General features: G+C 37.7%; 28 protein-coding genes. 23 read left to right on the top strand and 5 right to left on the bottom strand.

The genetic code is table 11. From position 1 onward, the window contains the following. Positions 1 to 25: 25 nt before the first annotated feature. From AC58NB_RS06750 to AC58NB_RS06730, 5 genes are all read left to right on the top strand, one after another. Positions 26 to 3,664: a dynamin family protein gene (locus AC58NB_RS06750; RefSeq protein ID WP_497426068.1), complete on the top strand. Its 3,639-nt coding sequence runs from the start codon at positions 26 to 28 to the stop codon at positions 3,662 to 3,664. Then, entirely contained in the window at positions 3,642 to 4,475 is an 834-nt protein-coding gene (locus AC58NB_RS06745) for a sulfurtransferase (protein WP_497426067.1), read from the top strand. The genes AC58NB_RS06750 and AC58NB_RS06745 overlap by 23 nt, the downstream gene beginning before the upstream one ends. Positions 4,476 to 4,565: 90 nt before the next feature. Continuing rightward, on the top strand, positions 4,566 to 5,456 hold the full coding sequence (locus AC58NB_RS06740; protein WP_497426066.1) for a 5'-3' exonuclease: 891 nt from the start codon (positions 4,566 to 4,568) through the stop codon (positions 5,454 to 5,456). A gap of 157 nt (positions 5,457 to 5,613) precedes the next feature. Next, positions 5,614 to 6,078: an NUDIX hydrolase gene (locus AC58NB_RS06735; protein WP_497426065.1), complete on the top strand. Its 465-nt coding sequence runs from the start codon at positions 5,614 to 5,616 to the stop codon at positions 6,076 to 6,078. 107 nt (positions 6,079 to 6,185) lie between these two features. Beyond that, complete coding sequence (locus AC58NB_RS06730) at positions 6,186 to 6,455, top strand: DUF6123 family protein (protein ID WP_497426064.1); 270 nt, start codon at positions 6,186 to 6,188, stop codon at positions 6,453 to 6,455. A gap of 342 nt (positions 6,456 to 6,797) precedes the next feature. Here AC58NB_RS06730 and AC58NB_RS06725 read toward each other — a convergent pair whose 3' ends face one another. Beyond that, entirely contained in the window at positions 6,798 to 7,193 is a 396-nt protein-coding gene (locus tag AC58NB_RS06725; RefSeq protein ID WP_497426063.1) for a VOC family protein, read from the bottom strand. Between the two features lie 39 nt (positions 7,194 to 7,232). After that, positions 7,233 to 7,628 carry a reverse transcriptase-like protein gene (locus AC58NB_RS06720; protein WP_497426062.1) on the bottom strand — a complete coding sequence of 132 codons (396 nt, stop codon included), beginning with the start codon at positions 7,626 to 7,628 and terminating at the stop codon, positions 7,233 to 7,235. Positions 7,629 to 7,759: 131 nt separating this feature from the next. On the opposite strand from AC58NB_RS06720, the gene AC58NB_RS06715 reads away from it, so the two are divergent. Both AC58NB_RS06715 and AC58NB_RS06710 read left to right on the top strand, forming a co-directional pair. Beyond that, positions 7,760 to 8,425, top strand: coding sequence for a reverse transcriptase-like protein (locus AC58NB_RS06715; RefSeq protein ID WP_497426061.1), 666 nt, complete (start codon positions 7,760 to 7,762; stop codon positions 8,423 to 8,425). 7 nt (positions 8,426 to 8,432) lie between these two features. Next, positions 8,433 to 8,648, top strand: a complete 216-nt coding sequence (locus AC58NB_RS06710; protein WP_497426060.1) for a zinc-finger domain-containing protein — start codon at positions 8,433 to 8,435, stop codon at positions 8,646 to 8,648. 21 nt (positions 8,649 to 8,669) lie between these two features. Here the strand turns inward: AC58NB_RS06710 and cspD are convergent, their stop codons facing one another. Then, the gene (cspD, locus tag AC58NB_RS06705) at positions 8,670 to 8,873 is read right to left on the bottom strand and encodes a cold-shock protein CspD (protein WP_497426059.1); all 204 of its coding nucleotides are present in this window, start codon (positions 8,871 to 8,873) and stop codon (positions 8,670 to 8,672) included. Between the two features lie 216 nt (positions 8,874 to 9,089). Here cspD and AC58NB_RS06700 point away from each other — a divergent pair, with 216 nt between their 5' ends. Continuing rightward, a complete protein-coding gene (locus tag AC58NB_RS06700; protein ID WP_497426058.1) occupies positions 9,090 to 10,076 on the top strand; it encodes an HD-GYP domain-containing protein in 987 nt (328 codons plus the stop codon). Between the two features lie 67 nt (positions 10,077 to 10,143). Here AC58NB_RS06700 and metA read toward each other — a convergent pair whose 3' ends face one another. After that, complete coding sequence (gene metA / locus AC58NB_RS06695) at positions 10,144 to 11,049, bottom strand: homoserine O-acetyltransferase MetA (RefSeq protein ID WP_497426057.1); 906 nt, start codon at positions 11,047 to 11,049, stop codon at positions 10,144 to 10,146. A 157-nt stretch (positions 11,050 to 11,206) separates the two neighbouring features. Between metA and AC58NB_RS06690 the strand changes: the two genes are divergently transcribed. The 13 genes from AC58NB_RS06690 (at position 11,207) to AC58NB_RS06630 (ending at position 23,933) form a co-directional block, all read left to right on the top strand. Then, on the top strand, positions 11,207 to 12,895 hold the full coding sequence (locus tag AC58NB_RS06690) for a formate--tetrahydrofolate ligase (RefSeq protein WP_497426056.1): 1,689 nt from the start codon (positions 11,207 to 11,209) through the stop codon (positions 12,893 to 12,895). A gap of 35 nt (positions 12,896 to 12,930) precedes the next feature. Then, the gene (locus AC58NB_RS06685) at positions 12,931 to 13,437 is read left to right on the top strand and encodes a hypothetical protein (protein WP_497426055.1); all 507 of its coding nucleotides are present in this window, start codon (positions 12,931 to 12,933) and stop codon (positions 13,435 to 13,437) included. Positions 13,438 to 13,490: 53 nt separating this feature from the next. Then, entirely contained in the window at positions 13,491 to 13,967 is a 477-nt protein-coding gene (locus AC58NB_RS06680; protein WP_497426054.1) for a glutathione peroxidase, read from the top strand. A gap of 126 nt (positions 13,968 to 14,093) precedes the next feature. Continuing rightward, complete coding sequence (locus AC58NB_RS06675; RefSeq protein WP_497426053.1) at positions 14,094 to 14,933, top strand: DegV family protein; 840 nt, start codon at positions 14,094 to 14,096, stop codon at positions 14,931 to 14,933. 11 nt (positions 14,934 to 14,944) lie between these two features. Beyond that, the gene (locus tag AC58NB_RS06670; RefSeq protein ID WP_497426052.1) at positions 14,945 to 15,544 is read left to right on the top strand and encodes an HD domain-containing protein; all 600 of its coding nucleotides are present in this window, start codon (positions 14,945 to 14,947) and stop codon (positions 15,542 to 15,544) included. Then, positions 15,541 to 17,433, top strand: a complete 1,893-nt coding sequence (locus tag AC58NB_RS06665; RefSeq protein ID WP_497426051.1) for an ABC-F family ATP-binding cassette domain-containing protein — start codon at positions 15,541 to 15,543, stop codon at positions 17,431 to 17,433. The genes AC58NB_RS06670 and AC58NB_RS06665 overlap by 4 nt, the downstream gene beginning before the upstream one ends. Positions 17,434 to 17,506: 73 nt before the next feature. Continuing rightward, on the top strand, positions 17,507 to 18,652 hold the full coding sequence (locus AC58NB_RS06660) for a conserved virulence factor C family protein (RefSeq protein WP_497426261.1): 1,146 nt from the start codon (positions 17,507 to 17,509) through the stop codon (positions 18,650 to 18,652). Positions 18,653 to 18,852: 200 nt separating this feature from the next. Next, entirely contained in the window at positions 18,853 to 19,284 is a 432-nt protein-coding gene (locus AC58NB_RS06655; protein WP_497426050.1) for a BrxA/BrxB family bacilliredoxin, read from the top strand. A gap of 175 nt (positions 19,285 to 19,459) precedes the next feature. Next, positions 19,460 to 20,236 (top strand): class I SAM-dependent methyltransferase, encoded by a 777-nt coding sequence (locus tag AC58NB_RS06650; protein ID WP_497426049.1) that lies wholly within the window; start codon positions 19,460 to 19,462, stop codon positions 20,234 to 20,236. Between the two features lie 80 nt (positions 20,237 to 20,316). After that, entirely contained in the window at positions 20,317 to 20,910 is a 594-nt protein-coding gene (locus AC58NB_RS06645; RefSeq protein ID WP_497426048.1) for a YpjP family protein, read from the top strand. An 89-nt stretch (positions 20,911 to 20,999) separates the two neighbouring features. After that, positions 21,000 to 21,785 carry a TerC family protein gene (locus AC58NB_RS06640; RefSeq protein WP_497426047.1) on the top strand — a complete coding sequence of 262 codons (786 nt, stop codon included), beginning with the start codon at positions 21,000 to 21,002 and terminating at the stop codon, positions 21,783 to 21,785. Positions 21,786 to 22,245: 460 nt separating this feature from the next. Continuing rightward, entirely contained in the window at positions 22,246 to 22,959 is a 714-nt protein-coding gene (locus AC58NB_RS06635; RefSeq protein WP_497426046.1) for an anthrax toxin lethal factor-related metalloendopeptidase, read from the top strand. 17 nt (positions 22,960 to 22,976) lie between these two features. After that, positions 22,977 to 23,933: a thymidylate synthase gene (locus tag AC58NB_RS06630; protein WP_497426045.1), complete on the top strand. Its 957-nt coding sequence runs from the start codon at positions 22,977 to 22,979 to the stop codon at positions 23,931 to 23,933. Positions 23,934 to 24,138: 205 nt separating this feature from the next. Here AC58NB_RS06630 and AC58NB_RS06625 read toward each other — a convergent pair whose 3' ends face one another. Then, positions 24,139 to 24,366, bottom strand: coding sequence for a hypothetical protein (locus AC58NB_RS06625; protein WP_497426044.1), 228 nt, complete (start codon positions 24,364 to 24,366; stop codon positions 24,139 to 24,141). Between the two features lie 283 nt (positions 24,367 to 24,649). Here AC58NB_RS06625 and AC58NB_RS06620 point away from each other — a divergent pair, with 283 nt between their 5' ends. Both AC58NB_RS06620 and AC58NB_RS06615 read left to right on the top strand, forming a co-directional pair. Next, complete coding sequence (locus tag AC58NB_RS06620; RefSeq protein WP_497426043.1) at positions 24,650 to 25,405, top strand: SDR family NAD(P)-dependent oxidoreductase; 756 nt, start codon at positions 24,650 to 24,652, stop codon at positions 25,403 to 25,405. Between the two features lie 5 nt (positions 25,406 to 25,410). Beyond that, positions 25,411 to 25,869: a MarR family winged helix-turn-helix transcriptional regulator gene (locus AC58NB_RS06615; RefSeq protein WP_497426042.1), complete on the top strand. Its 459-nt coding sequence runs from the start codon at positions 25,411 to 25,413 to the stop codon at positions 25,867 to 25,869. Positions 25,870 to 26,053: the final 184 nt, after the last annotated feature.

The following is a 26,053-nucleotide window of genomic DNA, read 5'->3' as shown; positions in this document are numbered from 1 at the left end:
TAATGGATTAGATAAGGGGATAATGATGACGGCACATACAAGGGAAGTAACACTTAGTCAGCTTTACGCTATTTATACGTACTTTGAACAAGATGGGGATCAGGTTCGAGCACAAAAAACAATCGATATCATGAATAAAGTAAATGATAACGAGTATAGTTTGGCCTTTTGTGGGCATTTTTCAGCTGGAAAATCTACTCTCATTAATTATATTTTGAATCAGCCTATTTTACCTTCAAGTCCTATTCCGACGAGTGCCAATATTGTTAAAATACGAAGCGGAAATGGGGAAGCAAGAGTCTTCACAAATAAGGAAAAATGTTTAGTCTTTCAGCCGCCAATCGATTTTAACCGGATTAAGGAATTTGCGAGAAACGGTGATTCTATACAGAGGATTGAGCTGAGGATTCAGAATTTTCCATACAGCGATCAGTTAGTGTTATTAGATACTCCAGGAATTGACTCAACAGATGAAGCCCACGAACTATCGACTGCCTCATCCTTCCATTTGGCTGATGCGGTTTTTTATGTGACCGATTACAATCATATTCAATCTGAAATCAATTTTCAGTTCACACGAGATCTTGCACGAATGGGGAAACGGATATTTGTCATCATTAATCAAATCGACAAACATAATGAAGATGAACTTTCTTTTACCTCACTCAAACAAAGTGTAAAGCAAGCTTTTAAAGATTGGGATATCTCAGTTGAAGAATTTTATTTTACCACCATGAAGGATGAGAACCATCCCTTTAATCAAGCTGGTCGAGTAAGTGAAAAAATAATGGAATTAGCTGGCCTTAGCCCCGTTTATGACGTGAAAGCACTTCTGGAGCAATTAATGACCGAGCATTTAAATTGGAAAGAAGCAGATTCCATCCAGGCAAGAACTCACTTGGAGCACCAGTTGCAGGATAAAGAGAACCAACATCTTATCGAATTAATCGATTCTGCCGAAAAGTTCAGTAAAAGCATGATTGATTTTCGTGAACAAGAGGAATCTATCTTTAGTGAACAAGTGGGCCTCATTATCGAAAATAGCAATATTACTCCCTATGAAACGAGAGAACTGGTCAAAGCCTATTTGGAATCTAATGTTTCATCCTTTAAAGTCAGCAGGTTATTCGGAAAAAGTAAAACGGAACAGGAAAAAGAAAAGCGTAAGAACGATTTGATTGAAACGATTAAACAGCAGACAGAATCTACGATTTTATGGAATCTAAACGACTATTTTCACAGAATGATGAAAGACTATCCAGGGCAAAAACAAACGGGGATGGATATCATTCAGTCCTATACTTATACGATTCCATACGAGGAATTTATCCGGGTGGAATCACTTGCTTCTGTTACTGGTGATTTGGTGCTGAACTTTTCTAAAGACTTGGCTTCCTCTATTAAAAAAGCAGTAGGGAAAGAAGTCTTAACTCTATTTGAAACCTTGGGGAACCTTTGGGAAGAGGAAAGGGAGCAACGTATGAATCAGGTTGAAGAGGAAGTAAAGTCCGAACAATCTATTCTTCAAATTTGGCAGGAATGGCAAGTAGAATTGTCTAATCAGCGGAAATATAAGGAGAAAATAAAAGCTGAATTAACGAAACGTTCCAGGTATTCGATAACAGAAATAATGGCTTTCCTGCAAAGCCAACAGACAGTGGAGTCCATAGTAGAGATGGATCACAAAGAGGCTCAGAGCAAAGAAACCGAACCGAATGAGCAAATGGTTTCAACGAATATCAAACAGAGCCAATCCGACTATTCTCCTGAGCAATTGGTTTTAAAGCTGCAAAAAGCATCCCGGGCGATCATCCAGCTACCGGGCATGGAAAAGCTGGCACAGGAGCTGGAGAATCGTGCGGATTCCTTGCAGAATCAAACATACACTCTGGCGCTTTTTGGTGCTTTCAGTGCAGGGAAATCATCATTCGCCAATGCGCTCCTTGGAGCAAATGTTTTACCGGTTTCGCCGAATCCTACAACCGCGGTGATCAACCGTATATTGCCGCCGACCGATACTCATAAGCATGGTACAGCGATCATTCATGCAAAAAAAGAAGCCATGCTGCTGGATGATTTAAATGAGCTAATGTCTGAGGACAGTTTGAAGGTACAGGATATAGCAATGGCTAAAAAACAGGCAAAAATCATGCTGAAGAAACAGAGTTATGCACTTGGCCTGAAGGTTTCTTTCCTGGAGGCTTTTATCAAGGGGATTGATACTTTTGAAGAAAACCTTGGTAAAAGTTTTACAGTTTCCCTTGAGGAGTTTCCGGATTATACGACAGATGAGTCAAAATCATGCTTTATCGAACGCATCGATTTATATTATGATTGCGACCTGACCCGTAGAGGGATTATTTTAGTAGATACTCCTGGAGCAGACTCTGTTAATGCTAGACATACAGGCACCTCATTCAATTATATTAAACATTCGGATGCGATTTGTTTTATTACATACTATAATCATCCATTCTCCCGTGCAGACCGTAATTTTCTTGATCAACTTGGGCGGGTAAAGGATTCATTCAGTATGGATAAGATGTTCTTTCTTTTGAACGCGGCAGATTTGGCTGAAAATTTGGATGAGAGGAAGCTGGTTGAGGAATATTTACGTAATGAATTACAGACATCAGGTATTCATAATCCGCGTATTTATCCGATTTCAAGCCGGGCAGAACTTCAAAGAAGAACCGGCACATTCAGTCAAGAGAATGAAGAATATACCGATCTGTTTACTTACTTTGAATCCTCTTTTTATACATTCATTCAACATGAACTAAAAGGACTTTTAATTCATGCAGGCGAGAAGGATTTGGATAAAATGCTTCAGCTTATAAGTCGCTTGGTGGAACTGTCGAGTGAAAGTCAGGAGCAAAAAACGAAAAGACGTGCCGAGTTGCAAGAAAACTGGGAACGAGTGTTAGCCAAATTAAATGAAAAAACATTTAATCAGGAAGTAGCCAAAATGAAACAGGAAACAGAAGAGCTGATCCATTTTAGCAAGCAACGTATTAATCTAAACTTCTCGAATTATTTCAGAGAATTTTTCAATCCAGGGACGTTAAAGGATCGCCAATCTCTACTTACGTGTACGAATCAACTGCTTGATCAAATACGAATCGAATTAGAGAATGAAATACAGGCTACGTCGTTACGGTTAGAAGTTATGATGAGAAAAAGCATACACGATGCCTATATCGAGTTGGTTAAAGATATTCAATCCATCCACAAGGATTGGTCATTCAGTGAACCGAATATAGTGATTGCATCAGAATATAATACGGACAGGGCACTCCTTGATTTAACAGCAGACCATTTTAAAGAAGAATTGAAAATTTTTAAAGGAACACAGCACTTTTTTGAAAAGAATGGCAGGAGATTATTGACGGACGCCTTATTAAGTAAATTAAATGAGTATCTCAATGTTTATTATTCTGAAGAGCAAATCAAGTTATTAAGCCATTTTGAAAAAGCTATTCATTATATGAGCCTTTCTGTAATCAATGAAATGAAATCGGATGGAATGGAACGATTGAAGGGGATGGAAATGACGTTGAACCAGCAAGCAAATACCGAAATATACCTAGAGGCAGAGAGGAAGATTAAGCTGATTTTGGAATCCGGAAAGGAGAATGAGCTTGCAGCTGGTAAAAGAACCTGAATGGCTTTTAAATCACTTGAATCAAAATGATGTACGTTTGATCGATTGCCAATTCAGCTTGTCAAACGTAAAGTTGGGAAGAGAAAAATACAGGGAGTTTCATATACCAGGAGCTCATTTTTTAGATATAAATCAGGATTTATCCCAACCTGTTTCAAAACATGGCGGCAGGCACCCTCTCCCCGGCAGAAAAGAGTTTAACGAAAAAATGAAAGCTGCTGGAATAGATGAGCATTCAATCGTAATTGCCTATGACGGAGGGGAAGGGGCTTTTGCAGGACGTTTCCTTTGGTTAGCTCTGTATTACGGCTATGAGCATGTGTATGTGCTGAACGGAGGATTAAAAGCATGGCTTGAGAAAGGGTATCCAGTAACATCAGATATTCCTGTACTGGCCTCAACTGATTATATTCCATCCGTGAACAAGAATCTCTTAGCCACTTACCTTGAGGTAAAGGAGTGGACAGAGAGCGATCGGCATGGCTATTTGATTGATTCAAGAGAATCAGAGCGTTATAAGGGCGACCATGAGCCGATTGATCATAAAGCCGGACATATACCTGGTGCGATAAATATCCCTTGGTCCGAAAATTTCAGGGACGGCAAATATTTGCCTGTAACGGAGATGGCAAAACGTTTTGAACACTTACAAAAGGATGAACCAATCATCGTGTATTGTGGTTCGGGCATTACGGCTACTCCTAACTTTATTGCACTTAAGGAAGCTGGTTTTACGAATGTAAAACTATATGCCGGCAGTTTTAGTGATTGGATATCCTATCCTGAAAATAAAATAGAAATCGACCAATAAATTGGTTTGATGGCAATTTTTTTAAAGGAGAATAAAACCTGGATGTGTTACAATCTGATAACATAGAGTCAGATAAGCTGGGGGATTAGGATGAGTGAAAATAACAATACATTATTATTAATAGATGGTTTTAACTTACTTAGCAGAGGTTATTTTGCGACTGCTTACGGTAAAACGGAAGATCAATTATATAGGAATAAAAATGGCATCTATACGAATGCTTTGCGGGTATTTTTTCAAAAAATGTTTAGCCTTATAAAAACACATCAAGTCACACATTTAGGGGTGGCATGGGATGTAAAGCGTGAGGAATCGTCCCGCAGACAAAAATTCGAATTTTATAAAGCAACTCGCGGTGAATTGCCTGCGCCGTTGATCATGCAATATGAGACACTGCGTTCAAGTCTGGATCGGATTGGGGTTCCGCAACTGTCTGTGCCTTCCTATGAAGCAGATGATGTGATTGGCACAATCTCTACGATGTGGAGCGCAAGTAACATGGGGAAATGCTTTATATACAGTAATGATCGTGACCTGTTTCAATTGCTGAATGAGAATACGAGCCAAATTATCGCAAGTAAGACGGGTGACAGGGTTTATACCATTGATCATTTCCGCGAAGATTATGGAATTGAATCTGCGCAATGGGTGGATGTTAAAGCATTATTGGGAGATACAAGTGATAATATTCCGGGTTGTCCGGGTATTGGTGAAAAGACTGCACTACCGCTTATACAGCATTATCAAACCCTTGAAGCTGTTTATGAACAGCTGGAATTATTGGATCCGAAATTCAATCGATGTAAAAAGAAACTGGCTGCAGGACAAGAGTCGGCTTTTATCAGCAAGGAATTAGCCCAAATTATTTGCCAAATCGATGTGTTTGAGGATTGGACTCATGACCATCTTATGTTTGATATCGATTATGACAAGTTGGCAAGTGAGTTGGATGAGTTAGAACTTAAGGTCCGTGTCAGTTAAAAGATACCTGTTTTCGTAATGAATCGAGCTTTATGCCTAAGGGTTTAAGGCTCGAATTTTTTTATCCTTATGATTCGTTCAAACATGCAAGTTCATCGATGCCATATTTACGATAAGTAACAGCAAGAAGCATCGCATGATAAGGAGGAGCTGTGAAGTGGGCTATATTGAAGACCTGAGAGCTATTGTTGGCCATCGACCATTGATATTAGTCGGTTCAGTTGCGGTGATCACAGATAAGAAAGGCAGATTATTATTGCAACAAAGGAAGTTTCCGAAGGAGTCATGGGGATTGGCCGGCGGATTGATGGAATTAGGAGAAACGACTGAAGATGTGGCCAGACGAGAAGTAATGGAAGAAACCGGACTTAAGGTAGGCAAGCTTCATTTCATGAATGTATATTCAGGCTCGGAGTATTTTGTGAAGGCTGAAAACGGTGATGAATTTTATTGTGTAACGGTAGCGTATTATACAAATGAATATACGGGTGAACTAAAGGTGGATGAGAGAGAATCTATAAAGTTTGAATTCTTTTATCCTGATGAACTACCGCAAAGAATTGTAAAAAGCCATAAAAAAATTATAGATGAATATTTATCTAAACAGGGTGATAGTTTATAAAAAGGGAATAACATCTTTCAGATAATTCGACAAAAAGCTATATTCAACTTTTTAAAAATGTTTTACAATGGTAGAGTACTTTAAACAAGGAGTGTGTTTGGGGATACATGGAAAAATTAGAAGACTATATATGTATGTTATCTTCAAAAGGCTTTAAACTTGGAGAAGAAGCAATAGGATTTATCTATTTTGGAAAACAGTTGACTTCAGCACCAGACTGGATCGTAAATATAGCGTTAGAATATACATTAAAGGCTCAAAAGAGATTTGATGGCGGATTTTATGTATCCTTATTAGAAACATTGGTTAATAGTCATATTACCAACAGAAAAGAAGCGGATCAAGTCATAAAGAAACTTGGATTACAAGTATCGTAGTTGACTATTTATGATCAAAGCGAGTATTCACTTGATGACTCCGTTTATAAAAGAAAGTGACACATTGAATGTCATTCCTGTCCTTACTATTTAATTAATCATACCTCATATGATAAGGCATATCGATTTCATTCTAGAACGGCAGATGGAGGAGTATAGGCGATAGAAAAGACATTAAAGGGGATGTCTTTTTTATTTTTGTTACAGTTACTTTATCAGTTTTAAAATAGGAATGATTATTGGTAAACGGGAAAGTAAATCAAAACTACGTGATAAAGATTTGAGGTAAGAAGCAGCCACTGGTATTTAAAATTAAAAATAAAAGACCTCGCTTTAAAGAGGTCAAGGTGCCACTAATTCAACCTTTATTCTGTCTGGATCTTCAAAAAATACGGCATAATGGTCTTTTCCTCCTGCAAAGGGATATCGATTTTGGTAAAGGATTTGTACACCTTTTTCTTTGAGTTTACTCGATACCTCATCTACATGTTGTCGTGACTTGGCGTGAAATGCTAAATGATTTAAACCTACTTGGCCTCTATGATAAGGGATATCGATATGCTTTTCTTCAGTTTGAACAAAGACAATATAGGTGTCCCATATCCGCCAACTTTGACCATTTTCCCACCTTTGGAAAGGTTCGTATCCTAACTCCTCCAGAAACCAACCCCAAAATTCAGCAGATTTCTTCAAATCAGATACATTGATTTCAACGTGATGGATAAGTCCTTGTGTCAAAAGATTCCCTCTTTTCAACGTAGATATTTAGTAAGCCTATTAATCGGTATCATTCAGTTGCACGGCTTTACGTGATAACAGGTCAGCTGATTTATTTTGTGACTCAGGTATCCATTTGATGAAAAACAAACTAAATTGTGCTGCAAGCTCCAGAGCTTGATGGAGTAATTGTCGATAAGGCTCTTTTTTAACATACTCTTTTTCCACTGCATCAGCTACATGCTTTGAATCTGTGCGAACAGAGATTACTTCATATTTTTTATCCAGGCATATTTTCAGAGCATGAATTAGAGCTAAGTATTCAGCTTCATGATTATTTTTGATGCCAAGGGGTATGGAATATCGGTTGACTTCGCCATCTGCTTTTATAAAAATACCAGCACCGCTCGGACCTGGATTTCCTTTTGCCGCGCCGTCTACATATACTTCTATCATACAAAAACATCCTTTCAACATAAAAAGTACATTAAATTTTATCAATTGTCCACAGTTATAGTTTTAATGTGATCAGGATAATTTATATATAAGTAAGGAACTTGAGATAACGGACAGGAAGGGAGAAAGAAATGAAAGTAACATTGAAGTGGGTTTACAGTAAATCAAAAATGCCCTCAGTAACATTTACATCAGAGGAAATGGATAGCCAGTTTGCTTTAAAGATTGCCAATGATTTAGAGAGTACAGGAAGATTGCGAGATCTTATTTTTATTGATGAACTGGGAATGGAGTGGACCAAGAAACAATATCAGAAGTTAACGGAAGAAATAGAAGAAACACCGCAAAACATCACTATCTATTTTGATGGAAGTCATACACCGGGTGAACCCATTGCCGGTACCGGTATGGCAATCTATTATACACAAAACAATAAAAAATATCGATTACGTCACAATGAACGTTTTGATTATATTGAAGACAATAATGAGGCGGAATATTGTGCGTTGCTGGCAGCTGTTAAACAGTTGGAACATTTAGGTGCGAGACATCAAAAAATCATGATTAAGGGTGATTCCCAAGTTGTTTTGAAACAATTAACAGGAGAATGGCCATGCTATGAAGAAAATTTAAATAAGTGGCTCGATCGCATTGAACAACAACTTAAAGATCTTGGATTGCAGTATGAGACATTGGCCATTCCAAGAAAAGAAAATGAAGAGGCACATCGGTTGGCAACTCAGGCACTCGAAGGAATCGAGATAGACAGCCAACTTGAATTACCAAACATGGGGTGAAGCGACAATGAATAAGAAAAAGGGGAAAAAAGACGTGCTTAAACAAGTTGATCTGTTATTGAGCACCTATTGTGATGGCTGTTTTTTACACAAACAACTTGTCCGCGACACAGGCCGCACTCAGGCACATCGCTTTTGTATAAATCAGTGCACAGTTGGTGAAACATTGAAGCAAATGGGAACCAATTTAAATCAAAAGACAGAACAGCCGCCTATTGGATAGGCGGCTGTTAATTTGGGTTCATTATTGAATTTTTTGAACGTTAGTTGCTTGAGGTCCTCTTTCGCCATCAACGATTTCGAATGTAACTTCTTCGCCTTCTTCTAAAGATTTGTACCCTTCACCTTGAATAGCAGTGAAATGAACGAATACATCTTCTCCGCCTTCAACTTCGATAAAACCAAAACCTTTTTCATTGTTAAACCATTTTACTTTACCGTTTTGCATAAATGAATTCCTCCTAAAACTGTGGCCCCTTGAGCCAATTACTATTTATCATAACTTTTAGATTAGCCATGATAATTTCAATATACAATATTCAAATATCCAGTGTCAAAACTGATTTTAAAAAATATTAAAAATATTTGTGGATAGGAAGAATGGTGGATGGATGTGGTATAATTTGTTAAAAATAAGCGAAATATTTATGGTCGGGGTGCCTAAATGGATACACGTCAAAATGGTTCATCAAATTATCTGTTGGAAAAGGTTTTTATGGATCAATTACGTAAAGATATTAAAGAAAATGTGGAACAAAAATCACCTTTTAAGCAAAGGAATCAGCAAGTGCCATCATTGCCGATTGACAAGGTTTCTTTAAATATGGATCAAGCATGTAGTGACATTCAGAACATTTTCGAGGATATATCGAGAAACGGAAAGGGATCTGTGAGTCGAATCAAGCAGGAGATTATCCCGATTATACAGAACGCTGCATCCAGTCCGAGAATTTTTGAATTACTTCATCAAAATAAAAGGAAAGAGGAATATACCTATTGGCATTCCATATGTGTAGGAATTCTGTGCGGCATTATTGGGGATTGGCTAAGAGTGACTTCGGAAGAGCTTGAAGATTTAATGATTGCCGGTATAATGCATGATATCGGTAAATCCCTGATTCCTGAAAGTATCGTCAATAAAGCAGGAAAGCTTACAACTCATGAATATACAATCATGAAACAACATACCATCTATGGCTACAAATTATTAAATGGACTGAATACGTTACCTGATTCAGCTGCAATTGTTGCTCTTCAGCATCACGAAAGAGCGGATGGGATGGGTTATCCCTATGGGTTGAAGGGGCATGAGATTCATTATTTTGCTAAAATTGTGGCCATTGCCGATACGTATCATGCCATGTCCTCAGAAAGAGTTTACCATGAAGCCACACCGTTTTATTTAATCATCAAACAAATGCAAAATGATCTATATGGAAAGTTAGATGCTCCAATTTTATTGATGTTTATGGAAAGATTGCTGGAAGCCTTGGTGGGGAAAAAAGTAGAATTGAATAATGGGGAATGTGGTTGGATCCTTCTCATCAATCGCTATAATCCACTCAAGTCATTAGTAAAGACAGATAGGGGAATCATTGATCTAATGGCATTCCCAAAAATCGAAATCACTAAAATTATTAATGAAGTTTAAGTGGAAATTATAAAAGCGCAAAAAAAGACAGTCGTTAACTGTCTTTTTTATCAGCAAGATAAAATGACTACCACTTATAAGGTGTTGTCTGGTAAACATAGTAATTCAGCCAATTTGAAAATAGAAGACTTGCATGGCTTTTCCAGGTATGAAATGGACGTGAGTCCGGGTCATTATCAGGAAAATAATTTTCAGGTACGGGGGCATGTGGCCCCTTTTCTAAGTCGCGTCTATATTCCTGTGCGAGTGTCGTAGCCTCATATTCAGGATGCCCGGTTACCATGATTAATTTTTTATCCCTGGAGGCGATCAGAAATAAACCAGCTTCATCCGATTCTGCCAAAACGATTAAATCCTTGTGTTTTTTTATTTCTTGTTCTTCAACATCTGTATATCTTGAATGAGGAGCAAAGAACACATCATCGAACCCTCTTACAAGACTTTCAAAGGGTTTTAGAACTTTATGTTTATAGATGCCTGTACATTTTTTATTTAATAGCTGCTTTGATATACCAAAATGGTGGTAGAGAGCAGCCTGAGCCCCCCAGCATATATGGAGAGAGGAAGTTACATGTTCCTTGGACCAATTCATAATCTCCACTAGCTCGCTCCAATAATTCACATCCTCAAATTCCAGTTTTTCAACTGGTGCTCCGGTGACAATTAAGCCGTCGAAACGTTTGTCTGCAATTTCTTGGAAGGTTGAGTAAAATTGTTCTAAATGGGAATGAGACGTATTTTTACTTTCATGTGTTTTCATTCTTAAAAAGGTTATATTAACTTGCAAAGGTGTATTGCCAAGTAGCCGTAATAGTTGTGTTTCCGTTTTCTCTTTTTCTGGCATTAAATTTAAAATAAGGATCGTTAAAGGTCGTATATCCTGACGGTCTGCACGGTCATTATCCATTACGAATATATTTTCTTCTTCTAAAATCTGTCTAGCGGGTAATTTATTTGGAATTGTAATTGGCAAAATACGAACCTCCTTGTTTATAACTGGTAAAAATGTTCAAAATAGTTAAACAATATTAACTATTGTATTCATATTTTTATGAGGTTGTAAATAATAATGTGTGTTTGATATATATTTTTTGTTAAACTAATTATGACTATTGTTTAGGGGGTCCAGCATGAATTCAAACACAATTGTAAAAAGTGATATTGAAATTGCTTTAAATGCAAAAATGAAACCCATTAAAGAAATTGCCAAAACTATTGGCTTACATGAAGAAGACTGGGAAGCTTACGGTAAATATAAAGGGAAGATTTCTCTGGAAGTTTTAAAAAGTCGAAGGACAAAAAAGGATGGAAGATTAATCCTTGTCACTTCCATTAATCCTACAAAAGCCGGGGAAGGCAAATCAACGGTGACGGTTGGTTTAGGAGATGCTTTTTCACTTCTTGGCAAGAAAGCGATGATTGCGCTAAGGGAACCTTCTCTTGGTCCTGTGATGGGAGTTAAAGGAGGAGCTACTGGCGGCGGCTATTCGCAGGTGCTGCCGATGGATGAAATAAATCTGCACTTTACTGGAGATCTTCATGCCATTACAACAGCTAATAATGCGTTGGCTGCTTTGATTGATAATCATATTCAGCAGGGAAACGAACTGCAAATTGACCCGCGTAAAATCATTTGGAAAAGGGTTCTTGATATGAATGACCGCGCCCTTCGCCATATTGTTATTGGTCTTGGTGGAGATAAGCACGGGATTCCGCGTGAAGACGGGTTTGATATTACTGTGGCATCTGAAATTATGGCCATTTTGTGTCTGGCGATAGATTTAGATGATTTAAAATATAAATTGGGCAAAATTGTGATTGGCTATACCTATCAAGATAAACCAGTTTTTGTATCTGATTTAGGTGTAGAGGGAGCTTTGACTTTATTGCTTAAAGATGCATTAAAGCCTAATTTGGTTCAGACCATTGAACATACACCGACCCTTATTCATGGCGGTCCATTTGCAAATATAGCACATGGATGCAATAGCGTGCTTGCCACAAAAACAGCTCTTAAGCTGGCGGATTATTGTGTGACAGAAGCGGGATTTGGAGCCGACTTAGGTGGAGAGAAATTCTTAAATATTAAGACAAAAGCAGCAGATATCACTCCGGATGCAGTGGTGATTGTAGCTACATTAAGAGCCTTAAAAATGCATGGTGGAGTAAACTCGGATAAACTAAAAGAAGAAAATCTAAAAGCGATTGAAGTCGGCTTTCATAATTTAGTCAAGCATAGTGAAACCATTCAGGCTTTTGGATTGCCGTATATCGTTGCTTTAAATAAATTTTCTGCTGATACGGAAGCGGAAGTAGAGCTATTTAACTCTTTATGTGAAAAGTATGGTCTGCCATATTCACTAACAGAGGTATGGGAAAAAGGTGGACAAGGCGGTCTGGACCTTGCTACTAAACTTGAGGATCTAATGATGAAAAATACAAATACATTTAAACGTTTGTATGATACATCAGATACTATTCAGCAAAAGATTGAAAAAGTAGCGAAAATCGTATATGGAGCAAAGAAGATTGAATATTCTCCAGATGCTTTGAAACAAATAGAAAAATATGAAGCTGAGGGATGGGGACAACTCCCTATTTGTATGGCCAAAACTCAGTACTCTTTATCCGATAATCCTAAATTGCTAGGAAGACCTGAAGGATTTACATTGTATATTAAAAAACTAAAGCCTTCTGTTGGCGCTGGTTTTATTGTGGTACTTACCGGGGATATTATGACCATGCCTGGATTGCCAAAAAGCCCGGCAGCCTTAAAGATGGATGTAGATAAAAATGGCAATGCAGCAGGATTATTTTAATCAAATGAATAGATTTATTAATGGGGGGTGATCGAATGTTTGATCCATCTGTTTTTGAAAACCTGAAAGTAGTCGTTGAAGGGGCCTTTTATGATATGGACTTGGAGGGCGAGCTTGCCATTATTGACAGGCATGACTATGTAGATTTGGCGTATATGTCACGAATATTTGAAATTAGTACAAGACTGGATGCGTCAAAAGAAAAAGCAGTGGAATGTACATTATCCTTAAGTGCAGGCTTACAAGCATTTTCGTCAGAAAAGATTTCCTCCATAACGAAGCGTGAACCGGGGTGTGATCTTAAAATTAAATTCAGGTATATTGACTCTGAACACCCTCTCCGCAATATTCATGTTTTAAAACAAATTTGGGATAAAGGCTACACCTATAGGGTTTTTAAACATACACCAATTGGATTTAAACACGAAGATCCTTTCGTGACAATTGAAATTAAACAGGACAAACCGATATATGAGGATGAAATTGACCAATTACATACCTATGTAAATCAAATCCTACATATACTGAAAGCAGAGGTATAGTTCTTCTTAGTATAAAATGAATCAGTTACGTGATTTTAGCGGGAGTGAAAAGGATGAACATTTATGATTTTAAGGCTAACTTAATCAGTGGAGAAGAAGTCTCCTTTGAACAATATATCGGGAAGGTCCTGCTAATTGTTAATACAGCCAGCAAATGTGGATTTACACCACAATACAAAGAGCTGGAAGATTTATATCAAAGGTATAAGAGTCAGGGCTTGGTTATCTTGGGATTCCCGTGCAACCAATTCATGAATCAGGAACCAGGCGATGAAATTGAAATCCAATCCTTCTGCCGAACAAATTATGGGATTACTTTTCCTATGTTTGCTAAAGTGGATGTCAGAGGAGAACAAGCTCATCCCTTATTTACTTATTTAACTGAACAGGCACCGGGTGTGATGGGTTCCAAAGCTATTAAATGGAATTTCACAAAATTTCTTATCAATCGAGATGGTCAGATTGTGAAACGATTTGCCCCATCCACTAAAATGTCTGAAGTAGAGAAAAATATCAGTGATTTAATATAGGACAGACCTCTCCATTCGGGTGGAGAGGTTTTGTATTTATATCTTTTTGAAAATATTTTTGGTTATAATAGGGTTAACATAATTGATCTAAATCAACGATTCCTGGATGGGGGATGGGGGAGTACAATGAAAAGAGTAGCTTGGGTAACAGACAGTTCAGCTGTTTTAGATGAAGAACTTAAGAACAATAAGAATGTTTATGTCTTACCGGTTCACATTATAATAGATGGTCAGTCCTATTTAGATGGTATAGATCTAACAACCGAAGAAATGGTGCGGCATATTGATAAGGGATCCTCTCTTACCTCATCACAACCTTCTATTGGTGATTTTAAACATCTATATGATCAACTAGCCGAAGAGTATGATTACATATTTTCCTTTCATATTTCTGATAAATTGAGTGGTACATATTCTACAAGTGTTCAGGCTGCAGAGATGGTGGATATTCCTGTCTTTCATGTAGATACTCACTTTCTCTCCTATCCATTGACATTTTTATTAAAGAAAGCTATTAAAATATGGGAAATTTCGTATGATACCAAGGCGGTAGTCGATGCTATAAATGCCATGAAATCAAAATTAAAAGTATTCGTGTGGATTGGTTCACTTCAGCAGCTGCATAATAGCGGGCGACTCAATACTTCCGGGTATTACTTGGGAAGCCTTCTAAATATTAAACCAATCGTGACCTTCCAAGATGGAAGCATGCACATTAAAGCCAAGGTTCGTACATGGAAAAAGGCAACTGAAAAGATTCAATCCTATTTAAAACAATCTCTTGAATCCTGCCAGATTGATGAGGTTTTTATGCTCTATGGAAAACATATCAGTCAAACAAGTGATTGGTCCCAGATGATTAAAAGGGTAAATAAGGAAATAACGGTTACGACCCATCCGCTTGGAACCGCGCTTTGTCTTCATGCAGGTGTGGAAACGGTTGGAATCGGCTGGATGGAAAAGTAAAGGAGATTGCCATGCAAGAAGTGATTAAAGCAGCTGAAGAATTTGTGAGAAAAAGATTCATAAGCGATACGACTGGGCATGATTGGCATCATATGGATCGTGTCAGGAAGCTGTCCTTACTCATCTATCAAACAGAACGGACGGGAGATTCGGAACTAATCGAATTGATTGCCATCCTGCATGATATCTCTGATTCCAAACTAAATGCTACAAAAGAAGAGGGAGAAGAGATTCTGAGTGATTGGCTTAATTCAAAAGTGGAAAATAAAGCTATCGTAGAGAAGATTAAAAAAGATATCGCCAGTATTTCATTCAGAGAGGGCTTGAAAGAGGGATTATCTCCAGAAGCAGCAATTGTTCAGGATGCTGACCGTTTAGATGCACTTGGTGCGATTGGAATCGCACGTGCCTTTACATATGGAGGTTATAAAGGGCAGCCTATTTATCTTCCAGAAGGTGAATCTGGCTCTAGTACGTTTACGCATTTTTATGATAAATTACTACTAATAAAAGATTTGATGAACACAGGCACAGGTGAAAAGATGGCAGAAGAGCGTCATCAATTTATTCTGAATTACCTAGAACAGTTTAAGAAGGAATTGATTGAATGAAGGTTATTAAAGGGACAGACGTAAAAAAAGAATATGGAGAGAAGACTCTCTTTCAGAATATAGAATTTTCAATAAGTGAAAATGAAAAGATTGGTTTAATCGGGTTAAACGGGACAGGTAAATCATCTTTGTTAAAAATCATTGCGGGCATCGAGGAAATGGATGGCGGAATACTTGATAAGCCAAAGGATTACCGAATTTCATACCTTGGACAAAGCATTGATGTAGATGATGATGAAAAGGTATCGGCGTTTATTTATCGAAATGATTCACCTGTATTTCAGACAGTTAGGAAATATGAGGAATTATTAGAACAAATGAAGGAATCGCCAAACGATTCAGTACTCCTCGATAAAATGTTTCATTTGCAGGCTGAAATGGATGCAAATGGCGGATGGGAAATCCATTCAAATGCCCAAATCATGTTAAATAAGCTTGGGATTAAAGATCTTAATGTTAAAATGGGTTCTTTATCCGGAGGTCAAAAAAAGCGTTGTGCTTTAGCTAAAGTTCTAATGGAAAAAGCAGATTTGCTTATTCTGGATGAGCCCACGAACCATCTTGATTATGACAGTATCCAATGGTTACAGGAATATATCCAAGGGTATCAAAGCTCGGTTTTATTTGTTACCCATGATCGATACTTCTTGGATGCAGTGACCAAAAAGATTTGGGAGCTAGATAAAGGACAGCTGCATTCATATGATGGAAATTATGAGAAATTTTTAGAAATTAAAGCCATCCGCGACGAGATGGAAGCAAAATCGGCTCATAAAGTATCGAGACTATTTCAACAGGAATTGGCTTGGATGCGCAAAGGAGCCAAGGCAAGAACAACGAAACAAAAAGCCAGAATTCAGCGATTTGAATCTTTGCAAGAAGAAGCGAAAACTGGCAAAGACAATGAAGATTTAAGCTTGGATGTTGCTTCAACTAGATTAGGGAAAAAGGTTTTGGAACTGATTGATGTTTCAAAGTCCTATGAAAATAAAGTGTTAATCAATCAGTTTTCGACCATATTACAAAAAGGTGATCGGATTGGGATCCTGGGAGCCAATGGCAGCGGGAAAACAACGATCTTAAAGATGCTGGCTGGTGTAGAACCGGTAAGTGAGGGATTAATCGATCGAGGTTCAACCGTATTAATTGGCTATTACACGCAGGAAAATGAAAATCTACCCCTTAATAAGCGGATGATTGAATATATCCGGGAAACAAGCGAAGCGATTACCCTTGCCGATGGGGAACGAATTTCTGCTGCACAGATGCTGGAACGTTTTCTTTTTGAACCGCATACCCATGGAACCATCATTGGGAAGCTATCAGGCGGCGAAAAAAGAAGACTTTATTTATTGAAAATATTGATGGAATCTCCAAATGTCTTATTATTGGATGAACCGACCAATGACTTGGACATTCAGACATTAACTGTATTGGAAGATTACTTGCAGCATTTTCCGGGCGTTGTGATAACCGTATCACATGATCGTTACTTCTTAGACAAAGCATGTGATAAATTATGGGTATTTACGGGAAATGGTCATATACAGCAATACTATGGGATGGCAAGTGATTATCTGGAATGGAAACAAGAGCAGGATAAGGCTACAACGATTATTGAGAAAGAATCAACCAATAAAGTAAAACGTTCAGAAGAAACAAAAACCAAAAAAAGGCTTTCCTATCATGAAATGAGAGAATGGGAAGGAATCGATGAAAAAATCGAAGCGGTCGAAAAACGGCTGGAAGAAGTCGCAAGCGAATTAAATTCAGCAGGCAGTGATTTTGAACTGGCGAATAAATTGGCGGAGGAAGAAATTCAATTAAATGAGGAGTTGGAACATTTAATTGAACGCTGGTCTTATTTATCAGAAAAACAGGAAGGATAAAACGTAAGAATATAAATATTTTAATAAATATGCTACAATCCCCCTAGATAAATAGATCAGGGGGATTTTTATGATGAGGATTGTCTCAATTGAGCCAACACCAAGCCCGAATACGATGAAGGTCATTTTAAATGAAGAATTACCGGCTGGGAAAAGTAACAATTATAAAAAGGATACGATTGATACAGCACCTACAATTATAAAAGAAGTTTTAAACATTGAAGGTGTTAAAGGTGTGTACCATGTAGCTGATTTTCTGGCTGTAGAAAGAAACGCCAAATATGATTGGCCTGGCATTCTGGCCCAAGTTCGGACTATTTTTGGTGAGTCTGTTGAAGAAACCCAACCGAATCAAATGACGTCTGGTAAAGGATTTGGAGAAGTTAAGGTACAGATTCAAGTCTTTAAAGGTATACCGATTCAAATTAAAGCGAATAGTGAGCTGGAAGAAAAACGTTGGGCTATGCCAAAAGTATTTATTGAGGCTTTTCAACAAGCGCAGCTTATGGATGATAATGCCGTATTAATCCGTAAGTGGAGTGAATATGGCAATCGTTACGGAGAGCTTGAGCAGATCGGGAAAGAAGTTTTAGATGAATTAATTGCTTTGTATCCTGAAGAACGCTTAGCTGAACTGGTTGCTGAAGCAAAAACGGTGATTAAACAAGCAGATAATGTAAAGGTACAGCGAAGAAAGTTAACGGAAGCTGACTTGGAACAGGAAGATTGGAAGGCGAGATTCCAGGCGTTAGATCAAATGGACGATCCCGAGTTAGTAGATCTTCCTTTGCTTGATAAAGCATTACAGGACGAAAAAGCGTCTATAAGAAGGCTCGCTGTTGTCTATTTGGGTATGATAGAAGATACTTCTGTATTACCTTATTTATATAAAGGGCTCAAGGATAAGAGTGTGACTGTCAGAAGAACAGCTGGAGACTGTTTATCCGATTTAGGCTTTCCGGAAGCTGAGCCAGCTATGATTGAAGCCCTGGCGGATTCTAGTAAGCTGGTACGCTGGAGAGCGGCAATGTTCTTATATGAAGTTGGAGGAGAAAAAGCCTTACCAGCATTGCGTAAAGCTGAAACAGATGAGGAATTCGAAGTGGCTTTGCAGGCGAAGATGGCCATCGAGCGCATTGAAAATGGTGATGAGGCACTTGGTTCTGTATGGAAACAAATGACTGAAGCTAGAAAAAATAAAGCTCTTAAAGATGAATAGATTGTATAGTTGAAGTAGCTGTCGAATGATCTGGCAGCTATTTTAGTCTAATCTGGAACAGATTTTATACTTTTGGTTTAAAGAATAGTTTTGTTTCTATTTAGGAAATTTATATACAATATTAGGGAATACATTGATTGCGCCAGTGAGCTTTCTAATGTATCCTAACATATGAAAGACTATGATTGGGGGAATATAAAATGTCTATGGCATATGAAGAATATATGAGACAAATGGTTAAGCCGATGAGAGCAGAACTGACAGAAGCAGGTTTTGAAGAACTTACAACGCCTGAACAAGTAGACGAATTTATGGAAAAAGCAGAAGGTACCACACTTGTCGTGGTAAATTCAGTATGCGGATGTGCTGGCGGCTTGGCAAGACCAGCTGCTACAGAGGCGATAAAAGCTGAAATTAAACCGGATCATTTTGTAACAGTCTTTGCAGGTCAGGATAAGGATGCTACGGCAAGAATGAGAGAATATCTGGGAGAAGTTCCATCCTCTCCATCTATGGCTTTATTAAAAGGGAATGAAGTAGTTCACTTTATCCCAAGACATGAGATTGAAGGTTTTACATTAGAGGATGTCAGAGAAAATTTATTGAACGCTTTTACTGAGTATTGCAAATAATGATAGAGGAATGCTCCTAGAGAGTGTTCCTTTTTTTATAAATCAGCTAACCTGATTCCTTTTGTAGAGGCTGGATCTTAAAAGCTTTGATTACAGAGAAATTCATGTTAGTTAAATTAAATTTACTTGAATGGATAACGACTAGAAATCTTTCATACTTAAAGGAGCTATTGATTTGTTTGTCACGACGATTGAAAAAACGAATGAATTGCTTAACCAAAAAGCAATAAAAACAGCCGAACAGTTAGGAATTCCTTACATTGAACGCAATAAAAGAACGATTAAGCAATTGCAAGCCCACTATAAGCAGCCTTGCCTTGTAGTTGGGAAGATGAAAACAGAATTGTATGATTGGAATGCAACGGATCCGCTATTTTTTCATCCCAATATGGCAGCCATCCGCGTGAAGAGGATTGAAAAAGGGGAAGAGGATCCTTTTATCAGGGCTTCCGGTTTAGGCGAAGGGATGTCGATCCTGGATTGTACACTTGGTATGGGGGCAGATGCGCTGATTGCTTCTTATATGATTGGTAATAGCGGGAAAATTACAGCCTTAGAGGTGAACCCCTTTATTTATTTTATCATCAGCGAGGGATTGCAAAGATATCCATTTAAGAATGAACAATTGGGGGATGCTGCAAAAAGGATAGAAGCGGTTAACCTAGATTATTTGACCTTTCTTAAAAAGACCGGAGATCAGTCTTATGATGTGGTTTATTTTGATCCTATGTTTACAGAAAGAGTGAATGAAAGTACTGGAATCCAATCACTAGGATTATTTGCTTCCTATGAGGAATTGACCCATGAGGCCATTCAACAGGCCATGAGAGTTGCCAAAAAAAGAATTATTCTCAAAGATCATTATAAAAGTGATCGGTTTGCCCAATTTGGCTTCAATGTTGAAAAAAGAAAAACTGCAAAATTTCATTTTGGTGTGATAGAATTAGAATAATTAAAAAATTATTAGGATTCCCAATAATGAAAAACAGGTTAGGGGAATGGCCTGTTTAATAGATAGGCAGGTGATTTAATGTGAAAAACTGGTCAAGTATTTTAAAGAAATCCTTGGTGGTTGGACTATCTGTTTTAAGTTTTGGGATGATCTCTCCATCTCAGTATCAGGATTGGTATAATGGAAGCAGCGTAAAAGAGAACAAAACTAACCCAGTTATTGGACAGCATAATTACGATGACAGTGAATCAGCTGAATCGCTATATAGTCAAAACGATTTTTTATCATATGCCTTGCTACAAGCTGAGGAACAATCCTTTGAAAAGTTTGGAGATCGAATCGGTCCCTATATAAAAGATGATTTTTATACAAATGTATTGCCGCAAATGGAGTATGCTCTGCAGCAATTTTCAACTGAAGTACCAGAAGAGAAGTTGATGAATATTGCCATATCCGAAAAGCCGAGCGGCGGCTTAAGTGAGAAAATATTTCACTTATATGATCGGGAAACAAATGAAGATTTAATCAGATTCCACGTCAGACGAGAAAACCCACCTGGAGAAGGGCATTGGTTTGAATTTCATTACCATACATATAAAGATAATTTTGACTCACATCACTCGATGGCAAGAATTTATTGGAGCCAAAATACTCCTCCTAAGTGGGTAAGTTGACTAGATAATTAATTAGATAGTTTGAAAGATTCAGATTAATACGTTGTACTCAACGTATTTTCTTTTTTGTGCTAAAGTTTATATAGGAGATGAATACAAAAATGAATGAGTTCTTTTCACAGCTAATGGAAACATACGCACAGTTTTTTAACTGGGAAATGTGGATTGAGGTACTGTCTGATCCTGTCAGTTGGGGATTAATTGGTACATTGGTGCTGATGGAGGGATTGTTGTCTTCCGATAATGCCCTTGTTCTTGCCGTAATGGTAAAGGATCTGCCGGAAAAACAACGTAAAAAAGCTTTGTTTTACGGATTAATCGGCGCCTATTTATTCCGTTTCCTTGCTATAGGTGTAGGTGTCTATCTAATTGAAATTTTGTGGGTGAAACTGCTTGGAGGCGGCTATCTAGCCTGGTTATCCATTCAATATTTTTACAAAAAGTACAAACATTTTGAAACGACTCCTGAAGTTCCAAACGTAAAAAAATCCGGATTGCTTATCCGGCTGTTCGGTACCTTCTGGGGGACGGTTGTGTCCGTTGAATTAATGGATATAGCATTCTCTGTTGACAGTATACTCGCAGCATTTGGTGTGAGCCAAGAAATTTGGGTTTTATTTGTAGGTGGGATTTTGGGTGTTTTAATGATGAGAGGCGTGGCAGGTATATTTTTACAGCTTATTGATAAAATACCTGAGCTTGAAAGTGCGGCTTATCTCTTGATTGCCTTTATTGCTGTTAAAATGGTCGGTTCAAACTATGGCCTTCATATCGATCATACGATGTTCTTTATGGTTATTATTGTCATTTTTGGTGCGACGATCTTATTTCACTTTTATAAAAAGAAAAAGAATCAACAGACACTGAATATGTAAGAAAATCCCTGGTCAATGTGATCAGGGATTTTTTTATAAATGAATAACAATAAAAACAATACAGAAACCAAGAGTGATTATGCTGTCTATCATCATTAATCTCCAATCGGTCATAGCTGAATATAGATCTTCCATTATTTCTTCATCAAGATTATATTTATCGGGATAGAATCGGATGTTGAACCTCTCCCTCCATTTTTAGAAGTATAAGGAATGTTTTTTATTTAATCGTTTATTCAGTCTTTCCATGATTTTCATGATGACTACTATGCTGCCAAACTATCATCCTATGGTATAATTTTTAATGGTTTGTTACATAAGCAATTTTAACTCTGCCATTATGGCTATCTGCTTTCTTCTAGGATATTTTTATACATAAACCCACATACAAGAAAACGTTTTAACAGTTTTCCTAGTGGTGTTTAGTTTTAAAAAATAATCTTTCGGAGGGGAATAGATTATGAAAACTAAAAGATTTTCTGTACGATTATTTATTAGCATAATGGTGGCTATTTTTATTATATTCCCATTAGGGCATAATTATGCTCAGTCAGCCTATATTAAAAATTTAATCTCCGTAGAAAATAAATCACTGTTATCTAAGATTATTATCCTACCTGAAGATCAAGATAAGTGGGAGGAAGCTACTCCTATTATTAAGAGAATAAGTAAGCTACCTGATAGTTTGCTTCAATCATTAAATGATAACCAAATAAAGATCAAGTTGTTTACCGGCTCCTTGACCGATCAGCGTGAGGCTGCTCATTTAAGAGGGATACAACCGAGAGGATATACGATTAAAAGTTGGGATGACGTTCCGGGAATGGGAGGCGGCAAAACAGTCTTGGTTAAAATTGGTTATAGTGATAAAGGGATGGATCATAATTCCGTTAACTTAGAGTTGCATGAGCTTGGCCATTCGGTCGATCAACGTATACTGGATTATGCAAGTGATACAACATACTTTCAGGGAATATGGTCAAAGGAAGTACAGCAGCTCTTTCCCAATCAATCCTATTTTATAGATTATCCAGAGGAGTACTTTGCTGAGTGTTTTGCCATGTACTATCTTAACAATGAAACCAAAACAGATTTATTGGTAAAAGCTCCTCTTACTTATGAATTTCTAGAAACTATTGAAAACAATCATTATGCGCAAAAAGTTCAGCAATGATAGAGGAGGATGAAGTAGTGGTGAAAAATGAACAGGCTTATTTAGACCTTTGCCAGCATGTGCTAACCAATGGAGTAAAAAAAGAGGACCGTACAGGGACGGGAACGATTTCCCTATTCGGTCATCAAATGAGATTTAATTTGCAAGATGGCTTCCCCTTATTAACGACCAAAAGGGTGCCATTTCGTTTGATAGCCAGTGAATTGCTGTGGTTTATTAAGGGAGATACGAATATCAAGTTCCTCCTACAGCATAACAATAATATTTGGAATGAATGGGCATTTAAGAAATGGGTCGAAAGCCCAGATTATAAAGGTCCTGATATGACTGATTTTGGTCTTCGTTCTTTACAGGATGAAGAATTTAATCAAGTATATTTAGAGCAAATGGAACGATTCAAAAGTAAAATTTTAAGTGATGATGTCTTTGCTGAAAAATACGGAGAGCTTGGAAATGTATATGGGAAACAGTGGAGAGAATGGAGAACATCTACGGGTGAAACGATTGACCAGCTTAAAGACGTGGTCGAACAAATTAAAAGCAATCCATCATCCAGAAGATTGATTGTTTCTGCTTGGAATCCGGAAGATGTACCAACTATGGCTTTGCCGCCGTGCCACAGTCTATTCCAGTTCCATGTTGCAGATGGCAAGCTTTCCTGTCAATTGTATCAAAGAAGTGCGGATATCTTCCTGGGTGTCCCATTTAATATTGCCAGTTATGCATTGCTGACTCATTTGATTGCTGCTGAATGTGGTCTTGAAGTTGGCGAATTTGTTCATACTCTTGGTGATGCCCATATTTATCTCAATCATCTTGATCAAGTGACGGAACAATTGGAACGAGAACCAAGAAAGCTTCCTGAATTGGTCATTGATGCTTCCTTTGAAAGTATCTTTGACATGAATTTGGATCAAATAAAAATAGAAGGATACGACCCGCATCCAACGATCAAAGCACCAATCGCTGTTTAGATAAAATAAATTAATGACAAAGTGATTCCAAAAAGAAAAGGCCTGCAGAATATACTACTCTGTAGGCCTTAGTTTATGGTCTATGTAGGCAGAGGATAAAACAGTCATTTAATAAATTGAATCGTATGAAATGAACGCTGGATTTCTTGCCAATACTCCGGATAGATATCCATGAATTTCAGAAAAGCTCGATGAATATTTATAATTAAAAAGTCGTAAGAGTCATTACGATTTTTTTATTATTTCTCAAATCAAAATATAAGGCAAAGGGGCGGGTGTAATAACTGGTAATCTGGTTCGGGTTCAAACTGGCTACTTCTATATGATTTTGATAGATAAATTCGTTAACAGTTTCAATGGGACAATATTTCACGAAATTTGGTACCTGGATTAAAGGGGACATTTCATCTAATAAGATAATACCTCTATACATATCTTTCTCCTTCAGAATTAAACAAAGTTATGCTTAGGGTTTCCAATCTTACTAAAATTGATACCAATAAATCTTTCTAATAGCCTCAAAACACATTATTAAAATCATGAATTCTTATTCATTGAGTACATTCCCAGACTTTAGAGGTTCTAGGAATTTATCCTGCACGTCATTCTAAAAATCCGCCTAGTCAGAATACTAAAATAATATAAGCATATTAGTTTAATGTTAAATAGTTTATTGTTAAAATATAGGTGAATAAGAAAATAAAGGGGAGATCATGATGGGAAAACTTCAAGAGAAAGTTGTCATTATCACGGGTGGTGCAGGTGGAATAGGACTTGGCATGGCTAAAGCAATGGCTAAAGAAGGCGCAAACCTTGTGCTTGTAGATGTTAATGAAGAAACAGGAAGAGCTGCAGAGAAGATAGTGCAGGATATCTCTCCGAATTCTATGTTTTTAAAAGCTGACTTAATGGATCGTGAAAATTTACCAACGATTATTCAAACGGTCGTTGATAAGTATGGAAAATTAGATGTACTCGTTAATAACGCACATGCGTCCAAACAGAAACTGATTGAAGAAACTACACAGGCAGATCTTGATTTGTCATTTGGAACAGGGTTCTATCCTACATTCTATTTAATGCAGGCTGCTCTTCCTTATTTGAAGGAAACGAAAGGGAATATCATTAACTTTGCTTCAGGAGCAGGAATAAATGGAGACAAAACGCAAGTTGCCTATGCAGCCGCGAAAGAAGCTATTCGTGGAATCACTCGTGTGGCGGCTAATGAGTGGGGAGTCTATGGCATTAATGTCAATTTGATTAGTCCAATTGCCAATTCTGAAGGTGTAAGGGCTTGGGCAAAAGCTCAGCCGGAGTATCACCAAGCTGTTGTAAATAAAATTCCGCTTGGACGTTTCGGTGATGTGGAAGAAGATATCGGTCGTGTAGCAGTCTTCCTAGCAAGCGCTGATTCTCAATATATTACGGGACAAACCATCATGGTCGATGGCGGGGCAACTATGCTCAGATAGGGATTATGATGAACCAAAAAAATCTGTTTGACTTAATTCATTCTATTGAACAGCTATCCAATGAACATATCGTGGAATTTACGTCACGTTACTCCTATCCAATTGGTGTATCAGCTGTTCTCGTGTTGGCTGAGTTGAGAGAAAACGGGGCTATCAGGCAAAGTGATCTTGCTGATATGCTTAGCTATACGAAGGGTGCTATCACTCATATTGCCACGAAACTCGTTAACTATGGGTTAGCTGAGCGACTGTATGATGAAGAAGACCGTCGTACGGTTTATTTAGGCATTACGGATAAGGGAATCATTGCTTTAACCGAGGCACAAAAAATTGGGGAATCTATTTTTCTGAAACTGTTCGAAGGACTTTCCAGAGACGAATTGCATGAATATTTGCGTCTTCAACAGAAATTGCTGGAGGGAATGAAAAGCAGGCGGTTGTCTGGAAAGAAGTTAAATAAATAATGAAAATAGTGGGCCGATTGTGTTTCGAAACGCAATCGGCTTTTTGGTTGTTCCAGCGGGGAGTGAGGCACATTTAGAACGTTGCCCAATATGACATTTCAAAAATCATTTCATCTACTGATAGGGCTTGCTCCCTAAAACTAATTTGTCAAAGGACCAAGGTTATATGCATACATATAACAAT

This window comes from Pradoshia sp. TA40_28 (assembly GCF_059694525.1).
The sequence above is the reverse complement of the archived record's forward strand: the minus strand, read 5'-3'. Positions and strand labels throughout refer to the sequence as shown.

What these genes read in the sequence shown, in the direction of transcription:
- AC58NB_RS06710 (WP_497426060.1), top strand. Translation starts at nt 8,433, where the DNA reads ATGAATAAGAAAAAGGGGAAAAAAGACGTGCTTAAACAAGTTGATCTG.
- AC58NB_RS06690 (WP_497426056.1), top strand. Translation starts at nt 11,207, where the DNA reads ATGAATTCAAACACAATTGTAAAAAGTGATATTGAAATTGCTTTAAAT.
- AC58NB_RS06625 (WP_497426044.1), bottom strand. Translation starts at nt 24,366, where the DNA reads ATGTATAGAGGTATTATCTTATTAGATGAAATGTCCCCTTTAATCCAG.
- AC58NB_RS06715 (WP_497426061.1), top strand. Translation starts at nt 7,760, where the DNA reads ATGAAAGTAACATTGAAGTGGGTTTACAGTAAATCAAAAATGCCCTCA.
- cspD (WP_497426059.1), bottom strand. Translation starts at nt 8,873, where the DNA reads ATGCAAAACGGTAAAGTAAAATGGTTTAACAATGAAAAAGGTTTTGGT.
- AC58NB_RS06730 (WP_497426064.1), top strand. Translation starts at nt 6,186, where the DNA reads ATGGAAAAATTAGAAGACTATATATGTATGTTATCTTCAAAAGGCTTT.
- AC58NB_RS06750 (WP_497426068.1), top strand. Translation starts at nt 26, where the DNA reads ATGACGGCACATACAAGGGAAGTAACACTTAGTCAGCTTTACGCTATT.
- AC58NB_RS06655 (WP_497426050.1), top strand. Translation starts at nt 18,853, where the DNA reads ATGTCTATGGCATATGAAGAATATATGAGACAAATGGTTAAGCCGATG.
- AC58NB_RS06620 (WP_497426043.1), top strand. Translation starts at nt 24,650, where the DNA reads ATGGGAAAACTTCAAGAGAAAGTTGTCATTATCACGGGTGGTGCAGGT.
- AC58NB_RS06660 (WP_497426261.1), top strand. Translation starts at nt 17,507, where the DNA reads ATGAGGATTGTCTCAATTGAGCCAACACCAAGCCCGAATACGATGAAG.
- AC58NB_RS06670 (WP_497426052.1), top strand. Translation starts at nt 14,945, where the DNA reads ATGCAAGAAGTGATTAAAGCAGCTGAAGAATTTGTGAGAAAAAGATTC.
- AC58NB_RS06675 (WP_497426053.1), top strand. Translation starts at nt 14,094, where the DNA reads ATGAAAAGAGTAGCTTGGGTAACAGACAGTTCAGCTGTTTTAGATGAA.
- AC58NB_RS06680 (WP_497426054.1), top strand. Translation starts at nt 13,491, where the DNA reads ATGAACATTTATGATTTTAAGGCTAACTTAATCAGTGGAGAAGAAGTC.
- AC58NB_RS06700 (WP_497426058.1), top strand. Translation starts at nt 9,090, where the DNA reads ATGGATACACGTCAAAATGGTTCATCAAATTATCTGTTGGAAAAGGTT.
- AC58NB_RS06740 (WP_497426066.1), top strand. Translation starts at nt 4,566, where the DNA reads ATGAGTGAAAATAACAATACATTATTATTAATAGATGGTTTTAACTTA.
- AC58NB_RS06635 (WP_497426046.1), top strand. Translation starts at nt 22,246, where the DNA reads ATGAAAACTAAAAGATTTTCTGTACGATTATTTATTAGCATAATGGTG.
- AC58NB_RS06615 (WP_497426042.1), top strand. Translation starts at nt 25,411, where the DNA reads ATGATGAACCAAAAAAATCTGTTTGACTTAATTCATTCTATTGAACAG.
- AC58NB_RS06640 (WP_497426047.1), top strand. Translation starts at nt 21,000, where the DNA reads ATGAATACAAAAATGAATGAGTTCTTTTCACAGCTAATGGAAACATAC.
- AC58NB_RS06665 (WP_497426051.1), top strand. Translation starts at nt 15,541, where the DNA reads ATGAAGGTTATTAAAGGGACAGACGTAAAAAAAGAATATGGAGAGAAG.
- AC58NB_RS06720 (WP_497426062.1), bottom strand. Translation starts at nt 7,628, where the DNA reads ATGATAGAAGTATATGTAGACGGCGCGGCAAAAGGAAATCCAGGTCCG.
- AC58NB_RS06685 (WP_497426055.1), top strand. Translation starts at nt 12,931, where the DNA reads ATGTTTGATCCATCTGTTTTTGAAAACCTGAAAGTAGTCGTTGAAGGG.